The 19,019-nt window shown below is 55.1% G+C and carries 19 protein-coding genes; 17 read left to right on the top strand and 2 right to left on the bottom strand.

The features are described 5' to 3' along the window. Window positions 1–75 precede the first annotated feature (75 nt). The 9 genes from sad (at window position 76) to BMW97_RS02800 (ending at window position 10,442) form a co-directional block, all read left to right on the top strand. Window positions 76–1,464, top strand: a complete 1,389-nt coding sequence (sad, locus tag BMW97_RS02840; RefSeq protein WP_045910535.1) for a succinate-semialdehyde dehydrogenase — start codon at window positions 76–78, stop codon at window positions 1,462–1,464. Window positions 1,465–1,575: 111 nt separating this feature from the next. Next, entirely contained in the window at window positions 1,576–3,165 is a 1,590-nt protein-coding gene (locus BMW97_RS02835) for a methyl-accepting chemotaxis protein (protein WP_045910536.1), read from the top strand. Between the two features lie 62 nt (window positions 3,166–3,227). Next, a complete protein-coding gene (gene glsB, locus BMW97_RS02830) occupies window positions 3,228–4,154 on the top strand; it encodes a glutaminase B (RefSeq protein WP_045910537.1) in 927 nt (308 codons plus the stop codon). Further along, a complete protein-coding gene (locus BMW97_RS02825; RefSeq protein ID WP_045910538.1) occupies window positions 4,154–4,510 on the top strand; it encodes a DUF4186 domain-containing protein in 357 nt (118 codons plus the stop codon). Before glsB ends, BMW97_RS02825 begins: the two co-directional genes overlap by 1 nt. A 113-nt stretch (window positions 4,511–4,623) precedes the next feature. Next, window positions 4,624–6,063 carry a GGDEF domain-containing protein gene (locus BMW97_RS02820; RefSeq protein WP_045910539.1) on the top strand — a complete coding sequence of 480 codons (1,440 nt, stop codon included), beginning with the start codon at window positions 4,624–4,626 and terminating at the stop codon, window positions 6,061–6,063. A 119-nt stretch (window positions 6,064–6,182) separates the two neighbouring features. Further along, entirely contained in the window at window positions 6,183–7,148 is a 966-nt protein-coding gene (locus tag BMW97_RS02815; RefSeq protein WP_045910540.1) for a sensor domain-containing diguanylate cyclase, read from the top strand. Window positions 7,149–7,230: 82 nt separating this feature from the next. Next, window positions 7,231–7,758 (top strand): GNAT family N-acetyltransferase, encoded by a 528-nt coding sequence (locus tag BMW97_RS02810; RefSeq protein WP_045910541.1) that lies wholly within the window; start codon window positions 7,231–7,233, stop codon window positions 7,756–7,758. Window positions 7,759–7,875: 117 nt separating this feature from the next. After that, complete coding sequence (locus BMW97_RS02805; protein ID WP_045910542.1) at window positions 7,876–9,327, top strand: tagaturonate reductase; 1,452 nt, start codon at window positions 7,876–7,878, stop codon at window positions 9,325–9,327. Between the two features lie 200 nt (window positions 9,328–9,527). Beyond that, window positions 9,528–10,442 carry a bestrophin family protein gene (locus BMW97_RS02800; protein ID WP_045910543.1) on the top strand — a complete coding sequence of 305 codons (915 nt, stop codon included), beginning with the start codon at window positions 9,528–9,530 and terminating at the stop codon, window positions 10,440–10,442. Here BMW97_RS02800 and BMW97_RS02795 read toward each other — a convergent pair. Next, on the bottom strand, window positions 10,430–10,978 hold the full coding sequence (locus BMW97_RS02795) for a GNAT family N-acetyltransferase (protein WP_045910544.1): 549 nt from the start codon (window positions 10,976–10,978) through the stop codon (window positions 10,430–10,432). The genes BMW97_RS02800 and BMW97_RS02795 overlap by 13 nt on opposite strands. Window positions 10,979–11,110: 132 nt before the next feature. On the opposite strand from BMW97_RS02795, the gene BMW97_RS02790 reads away from it, so the two are divergent. The 7 genes from BMW97_RS02790 (at window position 11,111) to BMW97_RS02760 (ending at window position 17,173) form a co-directional block, all read left to right on the top strand. Continuing rightward, window positions 11,111–11,686: a hypothetical protein gene (locus tag BMW97_RS02790; RefSeq protein WP_045910545.1), complete on the top strand. Its 576-nt coding sequence runs from the start codon at window positions 11,111–11,113 to the stop codon at window positions 11,684–11,686. A gap of 11 nt (window positions 11,687–11,697) precedes the next feature. Then, window positions 11,698–12,168 carry a GNAT family N-acetyltransferase gene (locus BMW97_RS02785; protein WP_045910546.1) on the top strand — a complete coding sequence of 157 codons (471 nt, stop codon included), beginning with the start codon at window positions 11,698–11,700 and terminating at the stop codon, window positions 12,166–12,168. A gap of 12 nt (window positions 12,169–12,180) precedes the next feature. Then, a complete protein-coding gene (locus BMW97_RS02780) occupies window positions 12,181–12,621 on the top strand; it encodes a GNAT family N-acetyltransferase (protein ID WP_045910547.1) in 441 nt (146 codons plus the stop codon). Between the two features lie 145 nt (window positions 12,622–12,766). Beyond that, window positions 12,767–13,762 (top strand): alpha/beta fold hydrolase, encoded by a 996-nt coding sequence (locus BMW97_RS02775; protein WP_045910548.1) that lies wholly within the window; start codon window positions 12,767–12,769, stop codon window positions 13,760–13,762. 44 nt (window positions 13,763–13,806) lie between these two features. After that, the gene (locus BMW97_RS02770; RefSeq protein ID WP_045910549.1) at window positions 13,807–14,547 is read left to right on the top strand and encodes a response regulator; all 741 of its coding nucleotides are present in this window, start codon (window positions 13,807–13,809) and stop codon (window positions 14,545–14,547) included. Next, window positions 14,544–15,845 (top strand): ATP-binding protein, encoded by a 1,302-nt coding sequence (locus BMW97_RS02765; RefSeq protein WP_045910550.1) that lies wholly within the window; start codon window positions 14,544–14,546, stop codon window positions 15,843–15,845. The genes BMW97_RS02770 and BMW97_RS02765 overlap by 4 nt, the downstream gene beginning before the upstream one ends. A 137-nt stretch (window positions 15,846–15,982) precedes the next feature. After that, complete coding sequence (locus tag BMW97_RS02760; protein ID WP_045910551.1) at window positions 15,983–17,173, top strand: cytochrome c biogenesis protein/redoxin; 1,191 nt, start codon at window positions 15,983–15,985, stop codon at window positions 17,171–17,173. Between the two features lie 5 nt (window positions 17,174–17,178). Here the strand turns inward: BMW97_RS02760 and tam are convergent, their stop codons facing one another. After that, entirely contained in the window at window positions 17,179–17,937 is a 759-nt protein-coding gene (gene tam / locus BMW97_RS02755; RefSeq protein ID WP_045910629.1) for a trans-aconitate 2-methyltransferase, read from the bottom strand. Window positions 17,938–18,376: 439 nt separating this feature from the next. Between tam and BMW97_RS02750 the strand changes: the two genes are divergently transcribed. Then, the gene (locus BMW97_RS02750; protein WP_045910552.1) at window positions 18,377–19,015 is read left to right on the top strand and encodes an acyl-homoserine-lactone synthase; all 639 of its coding nucleotides are present in this window, start codon (window positions 18,377–18,379) and stop codon (window positions 19,013–19,015) included. Window positions 19,016–19,019: the final 4 nt, after the last annotated feature.

Here is a 19,019-nt window from a genome sequence, read left to right as displayed (position 1 = left end):
GTGGTTAGTATTATTCATTTTTAAGAAATAGCAGAGTGGGCCACAATTAATCAACCGAAAAACGTGGAGAACACTATGACTTATTCCTCTGCAACACATGCCTTCTCTGTCAACCCGGCCACGGGTGAAACCCTCGCCGCGTATCCGTGGGCGACGCCGGAACAGGTTGAACGCGCGATTTCTCAGTCCGACGCGGGCTATCGCCAGTGGCGTCGCGAAAGCGTCTCCCACCGGGCGCAAAAGCTGCGCGATCTTGGTGCCGCGCTGCGTCATCGCGCTGAAGAGATGGCGCAGACGATCTCCCGTGAAATGGGCAAACCCATCCAGCAGGCGCGGGCGGAAGTGGCGAAATCCGCCGGCCTGTGCGACTGGTACGCCGAGCACGGCCCGGCGATGCTGCGTGCGGAACCCACGCAGGTGGAAAACCAGAACGCGGTTATTGAATACCGTCCGCTGGGGCCGATCCTCGCGGTAATGCCGTGGAACTTCCCGCTCTGGCAGGTGCTGCGCGGCGCGGTGCCGATTCTGCTGGCAGGGAACAGCTATCTGCTCAAACACGCGCCCAACGTGCTCGGCTCGGCGGATCTTATCGCGCAGATTTTTGCGGATGCGGGTTTTCCTGAAGGCGTGTTCGGCTGGGTGAACGCCACCAACGACGGCGTCAGCCAGGCGATTAACGATCGTCGTATTGCGGCGGTGACCGTCACCGGCAGCGTGCGTGCCGGGGCAGCCATTGGTGCTCAGGCGGGGGCCGCGCTGAAGAAATGCGTTCTTGAACTGGGCGGCTCAGACCCGTTCATCGTTCTCAACGATGCCGACCTGGATCTTGCCGTGAAGGCGGCGGTAACAGGCCGCTACCAGAATACCGGACAGGTGTGCGCGGCGGCCAAACGCTTCATTGTGGAAGAAGGTATTGCGGGCACCTTTACCCAACGCTTTGTCGATGCGGTTGCGGCCCTGAAGCTGGGTGCGCCGGACCAGGAAGAAAACTATCTGGGCCCGATGGCGCGTTTTGATCTGCGCGATGAACTGCATCAGCAGGTACAGGCGACGCTGGCAGAAGGGGCAACGTTGCTGCTGGGCGGTGAGAAAATCAGCGGCGAGGGGAATTATTATGCGCCAACCGTGCTGGCGAATGTCACCCCGTCGATGACGGCGTTCCGTCAGGAGCTGTTTGGTCCGGTCGCGGCCATTACGGTCGCGAAAGACGCGGAGCACGCCCTGATGCTGGCCAACGACAGCGATTTTGGTCTGTCAGCCACGGTCTTTACCGCCAGTGATGCGCTGGCAGAGACCTTCTCCCGCGAGCTGGAGTGCGGTGGGGTGTTTATCAACGGCTTTAGCGCCAGCGATGCGCGCGTAGCCTTTGGCGGCGTGAAGAAAAGCGGCTTTGGCCGCGAGCTTTCCCACTTTGGCTTGCACGAGTTCTGTAATGCGCAGACGGTGTGGAAGGATCGCGTGTAATCCTTATTTTCGGCCCTCATCGCGAGGGCCGTTGTCACTATTCTGCAATGGTTCTGTCATTTTCATTTCGTAGACTCGCTCGCGTCTAACGCCTTGTAAATGAAGCTAATTATGAACCTAACGCAAATTTTCCGCCGTATTGCGCAGCGTCTCACCCCCCGTCACTTTGGCCTGCTGACGGGTATCTTTTGCATCATTGGCCTTTTCTCCGCGCTGCAGCTCTCCTCGTCACTCCTGCTTAATGCCTCCCTGAACGAAGCCCAGCGCAACGAGCAGCACAACCTGCTGGCCTGGCAGCAGCAGAGCAAGCTGGATTTGGCTCGCGTCTCTCTGCTGGCCGCAAGCGATCTCCTCAACCGCTCCGGCGTCTGGTTTATGCAGGATAAAGAGACCGGCTCCGACGGAAGCTGGCATAGCCTGATGGATGACGCGCAAAAGGCGCTGACGGTTTCGCAGCAGGCATGGAAGGCCTGGCTGGCGCTGAATCCGCCGAAAGACGACGCGCTGGTGAACAGCTATCAACTTTTCTACGGTGCGATCAAAGAGCAGGCTGAAGGTCTGGTCAAAACCAACACCATCGACGCTTTTTTTGCCGTCCCGGCGCAGGCGTTTCAGACGGATTTTAACGACAACTATGCGCGCTATCAGCAGGCAAGCGAGAAGCAGGCGATGCAGGGGCGTCAGAGCCTCATGGCGCAACTCTCCGACCTGCAAACGTTATTCCTGTTTGCCCCGGTGCTGTTAGTCGCCATCGCCGCTGTCGTCTGGTTCGGTATGTCCCGATGGGTGATTACACCGCTGCGTCGGCTCATCGCGCATATCAACCGGCTGGCAGCAGGGGATCTCTCCGGCACGCCGCCGAACGTTATGCGTTTCAATCGCGAGATTGGGCAGCTTAGCGACAGTATCGCCACGATGCAGCTTGGCCTGCAGCAGCTGGTGACGCAGGTCAGCCATGCCACGGCGACCATGGTGGAGAACATTGATGCTCTGGCTCAGGGTAATCAGAAGCTGTATCAGCAGTCGGCACGCCAGGCGAAAGAGCTTGAAGATGTGACGGCGCATATCGCGGCGCTGGAAAGCCACGTTGAAGGCAATACCGGGTATGCCAGACTCGCCAGCTCCCGGGCCGATGAAGCGCGCCAGGCAGCCGTGGGGGGAGACCAGATGATGTCGACCGTAAACGCGTCCATGCAGGCGATCGTCGAGCGATCGTCAGAGATGCGCGGGATCGTGGCGATGATCGACAGCGTGGCGTTTCAGACGAACATCCTGGCGCTGAATGCCGCCATTGAGGCGGCCCATGCCGGAAATCAGGGGCGCGGATTTGCCGTCGTTGCCCGGGAGGTTGGGCTGCTGGCCAGAAAGAGCAGCCACTCAACGCAGACCATTCAGGAGCTGATCAACCGCTCGGTGCAGGGGATTGAAGACGGTTCTCGTGCCGTCACCCTGATGGAAGAGAATCTGCAGCAGGTCACCGGTCTGGTGGGCAATTTAAGCAGTTTGCTTAATGAGATCTCCACCGCCACGCTCAGCCAGGGAGACAGTATTCACCAGATGACGCGTCAGCTTCAGGCGCTGAACCAGGTCTCCCGTCAGACGGATTTGCTGGTCTCTGACGCCTCGGATGCTTCTGAACGTCTGCAAAAGCAATCCGATCTTTTATTGCAGGCCGTTTCGCGTTTTCGTCTTAGCGCCTGACGCAATACATAAGCCTCTGTTATACTCGCAGCCCGTTTTAGCCTGAGGGCAAGGAGCAAAGTGTGGCTGCGGTCATCCATAATGAGATGTTGGACGAGATTCTGGCGCAGGTTCGTCCGTTAATTGGAAAGGGGAAGGTTGCCGACTATATTCCGGCCCTTGCCTCGGTCAGCGGGAATAAGCTGGGCATTGCTATCTGTACCATCGACGGACAGCGATACCAGGCAGGGGATGCAACAGAACGTTTTTCCATTCAGTCCATTTCGAAAGTGCTCAGTCTGGTTGCGGCGATGCGCCAGTATGAAGAAGACGAGATCTGGCAGCGGGTGGGCAAAGATCCGTCCGGCCAGCCTTTTAACTCGCTGCTTCAGCTCGAGATAGAACAGGGTAAACCGCGAAATCCCTTTATCAACGCCGGGGCGCTGGTGGTCTGCGATATGCTGCAAAGCCGACTCAGCGCGCCGCGTCAGCGAATGCTGGAGATCGTGCGCCAGCTTTCGGGCGTCGACGACATTGCCTACGATCCGGTGGTGGCCCGCTCGGAATTCGAACATTCCGCCCGTAACGCGGCCATCGCGTGGCTGATGAAATCCTTCGGCAATTTCCATAACGACGTGGCGACCGTCCTGCAAAACTACTTCCATTACTGCGCCCTGAAGATGAGCTGCGTTGAGCTGGCTCAGACGTTCCTGTTCCTGGCGCATCAGGGGCACGCGCCGCATCTCGATCAGGAGGTGGTTTCACCTCTGCAGGCTCGCCAGGTTAACGCGCTGATGGCGACCAGCGGGATGTATCAAAACGCCGGCGAGTTTGCCTGGCGCGTTGGTCTCCCGGCTAAATCGGGCGTCGGTGGCGGAGTCGTGGCTATTGTGCCGCATGAAATGGCGATTGCGGTCTGGAGCCCGGAGCTGGATGAAACCGGAAATTCGCTTGCCGGTGTGGCGGTTCTGGAGAAACTGACCCAGCGTATGGGACGTTCAGTCTACTGATGTCTGACCTGGATCCTCTTTTTTCCCGTCTGGCGCGATCGACGTTTCGCTCGCGCTTTCGCTTAGGCGATAAGGAACGGCAGTACTGCTGGGACAAAGGCCCGGATACCATTGACCGGCATGCCGCGGATTTTGTCGAAAAGCGTCTTGCCCCTGCACAACCTGCAAACGACGGGAAACAGACGCCCATGCGCGGTCACCCGGTGTTTATCGCCCAGCATGCTACCGCCACCTGTTGTCGGGGCTGCCTGGCAAAATGGCATAATATTCCACACGGTGTTCAGCTCACCGCACAGCAGCAGCAGTATATCGTCAGCGTTATTCACCACTGGTTGGTACTGCAGATGAACGCCTAAATTTGACGAGTTATGATCCCGCTGTATTTGTGTTATAGATGCATCTTAAGTGAGCTCCGATCGTGCTGACGACCGCAATAATTGCCATAAGCTTTCATATGGAATGATATTTAATGCGTTCTGCTCTTACCGCTTTCAGACCGTTCCAGCCTGACACGCCGCTGCGAAATGCATCGACGATCTTTATCCTCACCACCTTGTTCTATTTTGTGGGCGCGGAATTACGTCTCGTGGAGGCCTTGTCGCTGTTCTGGCCACTCAATGGCGTGATGGCAGGGATCTTTGCCCGATATGTTTTCCTGAATCGCCTGCATTACTATGCGGTATCCTATGTCGCGATGCTGATGTACGACGCGGTCACGACCAGCTGGGGGATGGCCTCCGTGGTGATCAACCTGTCTAACATGGTCTTTATCGTCGTTGTGGCCGTGCTGGTTCAGCGTGACAAGCGGCTGATGAAGAAAACCCCCGATCCGCTTAACGCATTACGCCTGTTCAACTACTGTCTGATTGCCGCGCTGCTGTGCGCGTTGCTCGGCGCGGTAGGTTCGGTCGGGATTGACAGTCATACGTTCTGGCCGTTGTTCGCCGACTGGTTTAGCGAGCAGTTCTCAACCGGGGTGCTTGTTGTGCCGTGTATGCTCACGCTGGGCATGCCCGTGCGCGAATTCAGGTTGCGTCTGGAGCAACTGTTACCGGTTATTGCGCTAATTGTCTCGGTGGTCGCGTCGGTGGTGATCGGCGGAGCGGGGAGCCTCTCTTTTCCTCTGCCTGCGCTTATCTGGTGTGCGGTACGCTACCCATTGCCTGTGACCTGCTTGCTGACGTTTGTGACGGGTGCCATTGAAATTATTCTGGTTGCCAACTCGGTGATTAATATTGCCGTGGCGACGCCGTTTACCACCCCAATGATGTTTTCTGCCCGGCTGGGTATTGCCACGATGGCGATCTGTCCGGTGATGGTCTCCGTCAGCATGGCTGCCATTAATTCCCTGATCCGTCAGGTTTCCCTGCGGGCGGATTATGACTTCTTAACGCATGTTTACTCGCGTTCCGGGCTTTATGAGGCGTTAAAACACGAAGAGACGCACCGGCACTCGCGTTTTCTGACCGTCATGCTGCTGGATATCGATTACTTTAAAAGCATTAATGATAACTATGGCCACGAGTGTGGTGACCGCGTGCTGGCGTCATTTGCCAGACAGGTTCAACAGGTTGTCGGCGAAGACGGCATGGTTGCGCGAATGGGCGGGGAAGAGTTCGCGGTGGTGGTAAACTCTGGTAATTCGCAAAACGGTTATGAACTGGCGGAACGTATCAGAACCACCGTCGCCAGCCATCCTTTTACGTGGCGCCACCAGACGCTCTATCTGACGGTCAGTATTGGCCTCGGAAGCGGAAAGTCTGAGTCATGGCAGTTGACCGAGGTCTTCAACACGTTGATGGCCGAAGCGGACGATCATCTTTATCGTTCAAAAAAAGCGGGTCGAAATCGTACCAGTGCCCGGATGTCGGACGAGCAAGTTGCCGCGACCTCCGGGAGTGAAATATAGCTGCGTTAATCGTCATAAGGCATTGACGTGAATAGCAAGCGGCTTAACAGGATGTTCGAACACTGACAATGTCTCTGTTTAAGCTACGCTTTTAGTAACGCTTTACGTCAGGAGACATTATGAAAGCACCTGCAACCCCTGAAAATGAAACAGACAGACTGAACTCGCTGCGCGAATCCGGTTTGCTTGAGATAGACAGCTCCCCGGCGTTTGACCGGTTAACACGTCTTGCAAAGCGCTTCTTCCAGGTGCCGCTGGCGATGGTCAATCTGATTGATGAGCATTCACTTATTGTGAAGTCGGCCGACGGGCAGGCACCCAATTCCGTACCGCGTAACATTTCGTTTTGTGGCCATACGATCCTCACCGAAGCACCGCTGGTGGTGGGGGATATGCTGCAGGACGATCGTTTTGCGGATAATCCGCTGGTGGCCGGTGAACCTCGCGTGCGTTTTTACGCGGGCTTCCCGCTGCGCCTGCGTGACGGCGCGAGCGTGGGCTCGCTCTGCCTGATTGACTACGCGCCCAGGGAGTTTTCAGCGGCCGATCTCGCGGTGCTGGGGGATCTTGGCGCGCTGGCTGAAGATGAGTTTGCCGCTATCAGCGCGGCGACAACGGATGAATTAACGGGTTTATTCAACCGTCGGGGCTTTAATCAGCTGGTGCGGTTCACGCTTTCTGTTGCCCGGCGCCGGGCTGAGCCGCTCACGCTCGGCTGGCTGGATTTGGATCGCTTTAAGGAGATTAACGATCGCTACGGGCATGAAGAGGGTGATAAGGCGCTGAAAGTCATGGCGCAACTGATGCGTGCTTCTTTCCGTGAAGCGGATCTGCTGGTGCGTTTTGGCGGGGACGAGTTCGCCGTGCTGTTTGCGGATACCGACGAGCAGGGCGCCTGGATAGCCATGCAGTATCTCGCTGAGCAGGTGGAACACTATAACGCCCGCAAGCTGCATCCCTGGTCGCTTCAGTTCTCATGGGGGCTTAGCGAATTCGATCATAACGGCAACGACCTGCAGCAGTGGTTAAAAGATGCCGATGAAAAGATGTACGCCATGAAACAGCAGCGCCAGCGCGCCCGGTGACATAACAAAAGCCTATGTCCATTCCGCTTGCGTTAATAAGTTGTTAAATACAAAGTGAGTGTATTCAACGTAAGGAAAAACAATGAATACCTCACTGCAAATCAAAAATCTCACCCGGGAAGAGATCCTCACCCATCTTGATGCGCTGGCCGGGATCCTCGAAAACTGCGTAAACGGCGGGGCATCCGTCAGCTTTATGCTTCCTTATGGCCTGGATAAGGCCCGTATTTTCTGGCGCGGTATTGCCGAAAGCGTCGCGCGTGGCGAGCGACTGGTGCTTGCCTGCGTCGATGCGCAGGACGGCATCATCGGAACGGTGCAGCTGATCACAGATCAGCCGGAAAACCAGCCGCATCGCGCCGATGTGGCGAAGCTGCTGGTCCACGAGAAAGCGCGCCGGAAAGGGGCCGCGATGGCATTGATGGAAGCGCTGGAAGCTGAGGCCAGAGCCAGAGAGATTTCGGTGCTGGTGCTCGATACCTCCACCGGCAGCGGGGCCGAGACTTTCTACCAGCGTGCCGGCTGGCAAAAGGTTGGTGAGATCCCGCGCTATGCCCTGATGCCGGACGGTGCCATGACATCCACGTCCGTGTTTTATAAGTCCTTATAATTTTTCTGCACAACTACGCGACGTATTGATCAAAACAGGGTTTCTGGTCGTTAAGTTTTGATAAGTTATCGTACCAATCTTATCAGGCTGTATGACTAATCATAAAAGGAACCTCTTGTGAACACGCTCAACCGTCGCGATTTTCCCGGTGCTCTGTATCCCGAACGCATCATTCAGTTTGGTGAAGGCAACTTCCTGCGCGCGTTTGTCGACTGGCAAATTGACCTGTTAAACGAACATACCGATCTTAACGCCGGCGTAGTTATCGTCCGTCCGATTCAGAGCGACTTCCCGCCGTCACTGAATACGCAGGACGGTCTCTATACCACGCTCATTCGTGGTCTGAATGAGAAGGGTGAGGCGGTTACCGCGAGCCGGCTTATCCGCTCCGTTAACCGGGAAATCGACGTCTACAATCAGTATGATGCGTTCCTGAAGCTGGCACACAATCCGGATATGCGCTTTGTTTTCTCGAATACCACCGAAGCGGGTATCAGCTACCACGAGGGTGACCGGTTCGACGATGCCCCAGCGGTGAGCTACCCGGCGAAGCTGACGCGTCTGCTGTTTGAGCGCTTTAGCCACTTCAACGGTGCGGCTGACAAGGGCTGGATCATCATTCCCTGCGAGTTGATTGACTACAACGGTGACGCACTGCGTGAACTCGTCTTGCGCTATGCGCAGGAGTGGGCGCTGCCCGCCGCCTTTATTCAGTGGCTCAATGACGCCAACAGCTTCTGCTCGACGCTGGTTGACCGTATCGTGACGGGGTATCCACGTGACGAAGCGGCTGCGCTTGAAGCTGAGCTGGGTTATCACGATGGGTTCCTGGACACGGCCGAACACTTCTATCTGTTTGTTATTCAGGGACCTGCATCCCTTGCCCGCGAACTTCGTCTGGATAAGTACCCGCTAAATGTACGGATTGTCGACGACATCAGGCCCTACAAAGAACGCAAGGTTGCCATTCTGAACGGGGCGCATACGGCGCTGGTGCCGGTCGCCTTCCAGGCCGGGCTGGATACGGTAGGCGAGGCGATGAATGATGCGGAGATCTGCGCGTTCGTCGAAAAAGCAATTTATCAGGAGATCATTCCGGTCCTCGATTTGCCGCGTAACGAGCTGGAATCTTTCGCCAGTGCGGTGACTGGGCGTTTTCGTAACCCTTACATCAGACACCAGCTGCTTTCCATTGCGCTTAACGGTATGACCAAATACCGTACCCGCATCCTGCCGCAGCTGCTGGCAGGGCAGAAGGCAACGGGGCAATTACCGGCACGTCTGACGTTTGCCTTAGCCGCGTTGATCGCGTTCTACCGCGCGGAGCGTGACGGGGAGAGCTATCCGGTGCAGGATGATGCGTGCTGGCTGGAAAGCTATCAGCAGCTCTGGGCGCAGCACCGCGATCGGCAGTTGAGCACCCGTGAGCTGGTACAGTCCGTGCTCAGCGCACGCGAACACTGGGAGCAGGACTTGACGCAGGTGAGTGGGCTTGTCGACCAGGTCACGCTGGACCTGGATGCCATTCTGCTGAAGGGCATGCGCGCTGCGGTTAAACCGCTTTGCTAATGCGTTCACCCGGCTTCGGCCGGGTTTGAATACGATCTATTTAGTTACAACATACTATTGGCTTTGTTTTTAAAAAGCAGATGCAGCACTGTGCGGATTTCGCTAATCAGGGGAGAAAATGCAATGCCCCGTTAACAAGCTTGCAACGGTGACGGGGATCTCGTTTAATAGCCTCGCTCTTTTCTTTCCTGAAACTCACTATGATCGTTCGTCCTAAACAGCACTGGCTACAACTGATTTTTGTCTGGCACGGTTCGGTACTGCCTAAGATCTATACCCGATTGCTGCTCAATTTCCTGCTTTCTATTGCCGTTATCCTGATGTTGCCGTGGTATACCTCACTGGGCATCAAATTTACCGTGGCGCCATTCAGCATTCTCGGCGTGGCGATCGCTATCTTTTTGGGTTTCCGAAACAACGCCTGTTATTCACGCTACGTTGAGGCTCGCCTGCTCTGGGGGCAGTTGATGATAGCGGCACGCTCGCTGTTTCGCGAGGTAAAAAACACCTTGCCTGACGATAAGCACCTCGGCGAATTCGTGCGACTGCAGATTGCTTTTGCCAACTGCCTGCGGATGACCCTGCGCCGGGAGCTAAACGCAGATCAACTCTCTCGCTATCTTTCTCCGGATGATTTACGTCAGGTGATGAAGGCCAGTGCGCCCGCGAACCGTATTTTACTGATCATGGGGGAGTGGCTGGCCGTGCGGCGACGTAACGGGCAACTCTCAGACATCCTGTTTCACAGCCTGAACAACCGTCTGAACGATATGTCCATCGTCCTGTCCGGCTGCGAGCGCATTGCGACCACGCCAGTACCGTTTGCCTACACGCTGATTTTGCACCGTACGGTCTATCTGTTCTGCATCATGCTGCCGTTTGCGCTGGTTGTGGATCTGCACTACATGACGCCCTTTGTCTCGGCGCTGATTTCATACACCTTTATCTCGCTGGACACCCTGGCGGAAGAGCTGGAAGACCCGTTTGGCACCGAAGATAACGACCTGCCGCTGGACGCCATCTGCAACATGATGGAACGCGATCTGCTGCAGATGAACGACGAGGAGAATATTCCGGAAAGGCTGGTGCCGGATAAGCACTATCAGCTGACCTGACGGGCGTTCCACTCGTCGCGGGTGATCTCCCACAGCTCGGAGTCCAGCATCCCGCTGACGTAGGCTTTCTTCTCCGTCCTGATAAGCCGCATGCCGCTACTGTCTGAAATACGACGGGAGCGGCTGTTAGCAGCGGCCTTCGGGGCCCGCAAAACGGATTTGTTTAGCGTGTTGAACCAGTAATCCGTCGCGGCAATGCTGGCTTCGCGCATATATCCCTGACCCTGGAACTCCGGCGCGAGCCAGAACCCGCGGTTGTTATCCTCGACGTCGTACAGGCAAATAATGCCCATCAATTCATCCGGCACCTCACGTCGCCGGATGCTCCAGAACCAGGCAATCCCTTTCGCCATATCCGGCAGCGCCACGTTGTTGACATAGTTTTCCGCGCCGTTATCCGGATAGGGCCAGGGCACGGAAGAGACCATATAGCGGACAATCTCCCAGCGCGGATACAGCGTTTGTATCTGGACGGCATCTTCCGCAACCAGCGGTTTCAGCAGTAAACGTTCTGTCGTGAGCGTCGGTATTGTCATGCGCGGATCTCCCTATTTAGGCGTTATGCTTTTGTTTGCGTTCTGGTATTTTCATCTCTATCACATTCTGTTGAGACGTGCTGTGGTTATTCACTACCAAAGATGGGTTGCATCTCTAATGGCGAAATTTTAATGGAATTTTTGTCTCTTTTAGTTGGACGCGTATTCCAGAATCTCTTGCAGCATGGCAGAGAGATAGAGGAAGCTGTTACCCGTGGGGATACCCGACCCACTCCCGAGCTGGAACGGTATTTTTCGCGCCCCCTCAGCGAGCTTCCGCGTCAAAATCCTTATCCGGTAGCTATGCTGTTACCTCTGTTTTTAGTGGCGTTTGCGTTAAACCTTTTGCCTTTTCTCAGCACGTTGCAGGGTTTGTCTCCTTTACATCATGCATTGAGCTTTTTCTTACCATCATTGACGATGACAGGCGCGCTCATTGTGACAAGCGCACTACTGGCTCGTGGTAAGACGTCGGGATTGTCGGGCTTTATGGCGTTATTCATCATCCTGCTGATAACGACCCTCGTTCAGGTTCTACATATCCTGCTTTCTCATGATGGAAGCCTCTGGCCACTCGTCATTGCATCTTTCGCGCTGTTACTTTGTCGGGTGGTGATGAACAGCAGCGGCTTTGTGCTGTTTACGCTCTATTGTCGTACTCAGCGTCTTGCCAGATCGGCACAGGAAATGCGGCTAAAAAGCCGTTAAAGGGGGAGCTTATGACATTACGAAAAGCCAGGCCACAGGAAGCCGAAACACTCTGGAATATTCGCAACCAGGCGATTCGTCACGGCTGTAAAACCAGTTACGACGCAGAGGTCATTGCGCGCTGGACGCCTGATCTGATGCCCGAACGCTATCGGCAGATGGTCATTGAATACCCTTTTTACGTGGTTGAAGATGAAAAGGGCGATGTTGCGGCAAGCGGCTATCTCGATCTGGATACCCATTGCCTGGAGGCGATTTTCACCTTGCCTGCAGCCTTCGGTAAAGGCATGGCGACCCGGATTATTGAGGCACTCAAACATGAGGCCCGCAGCCGGGGGATAACCCGCCTGACGCTCGATGCGACGCCTAACGCCCAGTCGTTTTATCAGAAGCTTGGGTTTGTTACGCTGAGAGAACATAATCATCATTCGCGTATGGCGGGGGCTGATTTACGCTGTTTTGAAATGGCAATTGACCTGTAATGTGAGGAAAACATGGCAGTTACGGTAAGACCTTTACGCGCAGAGGATTATTCCCAATGGCGACCGCTGTGGGATGGTTACACCCATTTTTATGATTGCTTCCTCGAGGAATCCGTCACCGCAGCGACGTGGGAAAGGGCGCTCTCAGCGCATTCATCGATGTTCTGCCGGGTCGTGGAGAAGGACGAAAAGGTCATCGGTTTCGCAATGTGTGTTCTGCATGAAGGCACCTGGTCAACCGCGCCCATCTGCTACCTGGAAGATCTGTTTGTTGATGCTGCCGAACGCGGGGCGGGAGCCGGTAAGGCGCTCATTGACGCGCTGATTGAGGAAGGCAAGCGCGAAGGGTGGTCGAAACTGTACTGGGTCACCCGGGAAAACAACCCGGCGCGTAAACTCTATGACAAATATGGTGAAGCTGACGATTACGTCCGCTATCGTCTCTCCCTCTAAAACTTCAGCGCCTGTGTTTGTATCACACTGTATCAGCGTCCCGGATACATACACAGGCTTGCAATAAACCCGCTTTCGCACATATCCGCTATACATTGAGGTGTTGTGATATCCCCGTGAATTGTACTCAACCGGAGATACCAACATGTTCAGCAAACTTGCTTACTCAACCCTCGCACTGACCGTTTCGCTTGGCACCGTGATGTCCTGTCAGGCCGAAGTCACTGGCACAAACGTCACCGCAGCCTTTGATCATCCTCAGCAAATTAACGCCGGCGATCTGAATGTCGGTTATGTCGACATTGGCCCGAAAGACGGTCAGCCGGTTATTTTACTGCATGGCTGGCCCTACGATATTCACAGCTATGCCGAGGTTGCACCCGCACTGGCGGCAAAAGGGTACCGGGTCATTGTGCCGTCTCTGCGCGGCTACGGTACCACGCGTTTCCTGTCAGCAAACACACCGCGCAACGGCCAGCCCTCGGCGATGGCGAAAGATATCGTTAATCTGATGGATGCCCTGAATATCAGGCAGGCGGTATTTGCAGGATATGACTGGGGCGCCCGGACGGCGGATATCGTCGCGGCGCTGTGGCCTGAACGCGTAAAATCACTGGTGTCGGTGAGCGGGTATCTCATCAGCAGCCAGCAGATTGGCAAACAGCCGCTGCCGCCAAAAGCAGAGCAGCAGTGGTGGTATCAGTTCTATTTCGCCACCGCACGCGGTGCTGAAGGCTATGCCAAAAACACGCATGACTTTGCGCGCTTAATCTGGTCGCAGGCCTCGCCTGACTGGAAATTTAGCGATGCGGTCTTTAACGCCAGCGCCAAATCCCTCGATAATCCGGACCACGTCGCGGTGACGCTCAGTAATTATCGCTGGCGTTTAGGACTGGAAAAAGGCGAGCGCAAATACGACCGCTACGAGCAAAAACTGGCCACGCTGCCGAATATCACCGTCCCAACGATCACCATCGAAGGCGGCAACAACGGCGCGCCGCATCCGGCACCGCAGGCCTATGCAGCTAAATTTACCGGCAAATATGAGCACCGCACCTTCGGCGCAACCGTGGGGCATAACCCGCCTCAGGAAGATCCACAGGATTTCGTCAAGGCAGTTATCGACGCGGATAAGCTGTGAAATGTGCTATTTTCAGTACGTTACCCTTCGGTCTGGAGAGTTCGGTGGAACATATTGACCACATCCTTGTCGTCGATGACGACAGGGATATTCGTGAACTGATTGTCGATTATCTCGGTAAGTCTGGCTATCGCGCGACGGGCGCGGCCAACGGCAAAGAGATGCGTAGCGTACTGGATAAACAACATATCGACCTGGTGGTGCTGGACGTCATGATGCCCGGCGATGACGGTCTCACGCTATGCCGGCAGCTACGCAGCGGCAAACATAAAGATCTGCCCATCCTGATGCTGACGGCGCGCAATGAGGAGACGGACAGGATCCTGGGTCTGGAGATGGGGGCGGATGACTACGTGGTGAAGCCGTTTATCGCCCGTGAGCTTCTGGCACGCATTAAAGCGATTTTACGGCGTTTTCGCACAATGCCGCCCAATCTACAGGTGACAGAAGCAGGGCGGCTGGTGATGTTCGGTGAATGGCAGCTCGATACCGTTGCTCGCCACTTAATCGACCCGGAAGGGGTGATTGTGGCACTCAGTGGGGCGGAGTATCGTCTGCTGCGCGTTTTCCTGGACCATCCGCAACGCGTGCTGACCCGTGACCAATTGCTCAATTTGACGCAGGGACGTGACGCCGAACTGTTTGAACGTTCTGTCGATCTGCTGGTAAGCCGGGTTCGCCAGCGTCTCAATGAAGATGCCCGCACGCCCGCCTATATCAAAACCGTGCGCAGCGAAGGTTACGTCTTTACGATGCCGGTGACCATCAAAGAGGTTAACGAATGACGTTCTGGCCACGCTCTCTGCTGGCCCGTTTGCTGATCGTCGTACTGTCCGGTTTGCTGCTGGCTAACGCCCTGAGCCTGACGCTGGTCATGACTGAACGCATGCACAGCGCGCGCACGGTAATGCTCGGTAATCTGGAAAACGATGTCGCAACCAGCGTCGCCATTTTAGACCGCTTACCGGCCAGCGAACGCGCCGCCTGGTTGCCTCGGCTTGAACGAGGTAACTATCGTTATATTCTGGGTACAGGGGAACCCGGCGCAGCGCCGACGGATAAGCGTTCGCAAGATGCCATCCGAACCTTAAAAGCGACGCTTGCCGCGCATTACCCGCTTAGCTTTACCGCGGTTCCCGGCGCCATTTCACATATTCAGGCCCATCTTACATTACGCGATGGCGCGCCGCTGACCATTGACCTGATCCCGCGCATGCCGCCCGTCGCCAGCTGGCTCCCGATCGTTCTCGTCCTGCAGCTGCTGGTTCTGGCCGTCTGCGCCTGGATCGCCGTGCGGCAGGTGGTACGGCCTTTTTCACACTTTACCCGCGCGGTGGACGCGCTGGATCCGGCGGCCAGCACGCCAATGACGGAAAAGGGGCCGCTTGAGGTGCAGCGGGCAGCGCATGCCTTCAACGCCATGCAGGCGCGCATTCAGTCTTATCTCCGGGAACGCGCACAGATCCTGGCCTCGATTTCCCACGATCTCCAGACGCCCATTACTCGCATGAAGCTGCGTGTCGAAATGGCCGGGGAACCGGAACTACGCGACAAGCTCCTCAATGATCTTGATAGCATGTCTCGTCTGGTGCGGGAGGGTATCGCGTATGCCCGGTCATCAGAATCACTGGAAGAAACGTCGCTGAAGCTGGAGCTGAACGCCTGGGTCAACAGCATCGCCAGCGACTATCAGGACATTGGTAAAAACGTGCAGTTTCTGGCAAGCGAAACCCGCTTGCCCATCGTCACGCGTCCACAGGCGCTTCGTAGAGTGATGACTAACCTGCTGGATAATGCGCTTAAGTTCGGCGGCGGTGCCGTCATTGCCATTGATATTTCGTCTGCCGAAGAGGTGGTGATTCACATTGTGGACGACGGGCCGGGAATACCCGAAGCCGAACTGGAGGCGGTTCTGCAGCCGTTTTATCGGGTTGAAACCTCGCGTAATCGCGATACCGGCGGGACAGGACTCGGCCTGGCGATTGCCGCGCAGCTGACCGCACAGCTGGACGGCAAACTCAGGCTGGCTAACCGCGCCGGAGGCGGACTGGATGTCGCCATTACGCTACCGCGTCGTTCGTAAAATTGTACGGCTTTGTATCTCCTGGCCTGGGTGATACAGAGCCAGACAAAAACCGCGCGTTTACACATATCCTGAACACATCAGGACGATGAAATAGCCTCACTGCAGTGTCGCAGGACGTGTAATGTGAGGTCATTATGTTTCTGTTAATCGCTTTTCTGGGCGGGATGATAAGCCTGCTCAGCCCATGTACGCTCCCGGTTATTCCACTCCTGTTTGCCGGTTTTCAGGGGCAACGACGACATATTTTGGCCCTGCTCGCAGGGATGGTCGTGATGTTCACCCTGGTGGCGATGGTCGTCACCGTCGCCAGCGAGTGGATAACAGAGGCGACCATTGTCGGGCGCTGGATCGCGCTCGTCATTCTGGCCACCGCCGCGCTGGCCTTAATTTTCCCGTCTTTCGCCCAGCGTATTGCCGGTCCGGCCGTCAGCGCGGGAAATGTCCTCAACACCCGAAGCGGGCAAACGCGCGGAATGGCATCGGCATTTCTGGCCGGGCTTGCGGTAGGACTGCTCTGGTCTCCCTGCGCGGGCCCCATCCTGGGAGCGATCTTCAGCATTAACATTGCGGGGGATTCCGCCATTACCACCGGCGCACTGCTGGCTGCCTATGGCAGCGGATGCGCGCTGATGCTGGGATTACTCGTCACTGGAGGCCGCACGCTAATGACCCCGCTGAGAGCAAAATCGGCACTCATGGCGAAGCTGCGTCAGGGGGCGGGGGTGGCGATGTTAGCGGCAGTCGTCATGAATGCGACGGGGATGACCTCGTTGCTGAAAGGCGCTAACGGCGTCGCAGACCGTCTTGAGACCGCGCTCTTAAGCCTGGCAAAACCCACAACCGCGACGGTGAAGCTCCAGCCGGTGGCAATCGCTGAGCCCAGTAGCCAGCTGCCTTCGCTAAGTGGTGGAACAGGATGGATTAACGGTGACCCTGTCACGTCTGAATCATTGCGAGGGAAGGTTGTTCTGATTGATTTCTGGACCTGGGACTGCATTAATTGTCAGCATACGCTCCCATATGTGCGGGAGTGGGCTACAAAGTATCAATCGCAGGGTCTGGTGGTGATTGGGGTTCACACCCCGGAATACCCCTGGGAAAAACCGCTTTCGTCGGTTAAAAATGCGGTGAAAAAGTGGCAACTGCCGTATCGGGTCGTGACGGATAACAACTATCAAATCTGGAATGCGTTCGGCAACCAGTACTGGCCAGCGCATTACTACTTTGATGCTAAAGGGCAGCTGCGCTATACCGCCTTTGGCGAGGGGGATTATGCGCAGCAGGAAAAGGTTATCCAGCAGTTGCTCAAAGAAGCCCGCCTGTAATCGGATCAGGGCTGGCGTTGAGCCACGATAAACAACCGAGGAAAAGCCAGCAGTATCTGCCCGTTTTCCTGGAGCGGATACTGCTCTTCCAGCAGTTCATGGTAGCGTTTCAGGAAACGTTTCTGTTCGCTCTCATTCAGTTCCTGGAGCCAGGGCCGCAGGCCGGTGGCGCTTACCCAGTCAATAATGGCCTGATGAGAGCTCATTTTGTGATAATAGGTTGTCCGCCAGATATCCACGTCACAGCCAGCCTCCGACAGAATATCGTAATAAGCATGTACGCCCGGCAGAGGTTCGCGGCCCCGGTCTGGGTACTCTTGCTCCAGCGCCACTTCACGCATCGCCACATGAGTAGGTTCCAGCCAGTTGTCGGGCATCTGGATCGCCAGCACGCCATTTAACTTAAGCAGGGAGACAAGATGCGGCAGGAGATCATAATGGTCCGGAACCCATTGCAGCGACGCGTTGGCATAAATTAGGCTCAGCGGCTGACCAGGCTTGTACTGCCGGATATCGGCCTCAACAAAGTGGCAGTCAGGTAAGGCGGCGCGTGCTTCCTCGAGCATAGCAGGGGAGTTATCGACCCCGGTGATGTGCGCAGAAGGCCAGCGATGCTTCAACAGCGCCGTGCTGTTGCCCGGACCGCAGCCCAGATCGGCGATAGTCGTAGCCTCATTCAGAGGAATTCTGGCGAGCAATTCGGCGGCTGGACGCGTTCTTTCTGCGCCAAATTGCAGGTAAAGAGAAGGGTTCCAGTCGGCCATCATCAATTCTCCGTCTTACATGATTCAGCAAGAATAGCACAGGCAGATGTCTGTAAAGCGGTACCGACGAGGGTTTTGGACAGATGAAATCAGCAGAGTCAGTAAAACGAAGGGAAGGTAGAAAAAATAAGCAAACAGAAATATTACCCCTTAAAAGATTAAGGGGCAATGTTTTTATTGTAATTATTTTGTGATTATTGTTTTTTAATATTTTATCGGCAAAGTGCTTCTTATGCTCTGTACCCGAAACTTTAAATATTAGATAATCATCGATGGGTATATCCCTGGTGTTTCGTAGGTCTTTGACCTCCTGACCGCTTAGTTTTGCGAGAACTTCGTGGTCAGGTACTTTTTAAGTATAGGGAATATGCGGCACAATGAAAGCTGTCCTTAAAGACAGGTGATAATAGTTTCAGGTGTTATTATCAGGAACAAGAGCATGAATTCTGTCATTGAATTTTTTTTACACGACTACGATGATTTACCACCAGCATTAGCACACGAACTCTACCGACTCAGAAGAAAAACTTTTCGGGACCGACTCGACTGGAAAGTGGAATGCATCGGAGGTATGGAAAAGGATCAGTTTGATTCCCATAACACGACATACTTGCTGGGAATGTATGATGGACAGCTGTTATGCGGCGCGCGATTTATTAACGCAACGCAGCCGACAATGATAAGCGAGATCTTTCACAACTATTTCGATAATCCCATTGTTTTTCCAGCAGATGTTCCCTGTTGTGAAGTGAGTCGCTTATTTTTAGATAAAGAAACACGAGACTCTGCAAGTCTGCAGGGCGTGCCCGCCAGTAAAGCATTGTTTCTTGCAATGAATATTTATTGCCTAAAGAAAAAATATCACGGGATGTACGCAGTAGCCAGTCGTGGTATGTATGCCATATTTCGCCATGCAAACTGGAAAGTTGAAGTAATTCAGCGCGGTGTCTCTGAAAAAGGGGAGGTTATTTATTATATTTATATGCCTGCCAGCCCCAGCATTATTGAAGACATTATTAGCAAAGATAAATCCAGTCACTGGCTTCGCGAAATGCTCGAGCATTTACGCCATTTATAACCAG

It is taken from the genome of Enterobacter sp. NFIX58, from assembly GCF_900110475.1.
Lineage (GTDB): Bacteria > Pseudomonadota > Gammaproteobacteria > Enterobacterales > Enterobacteriaceae > Enterobacter > Enterobacter quasiroggenkampii.
This window is presented reverse-complemented; position numbering and strand designations above follow the sequence as displayed.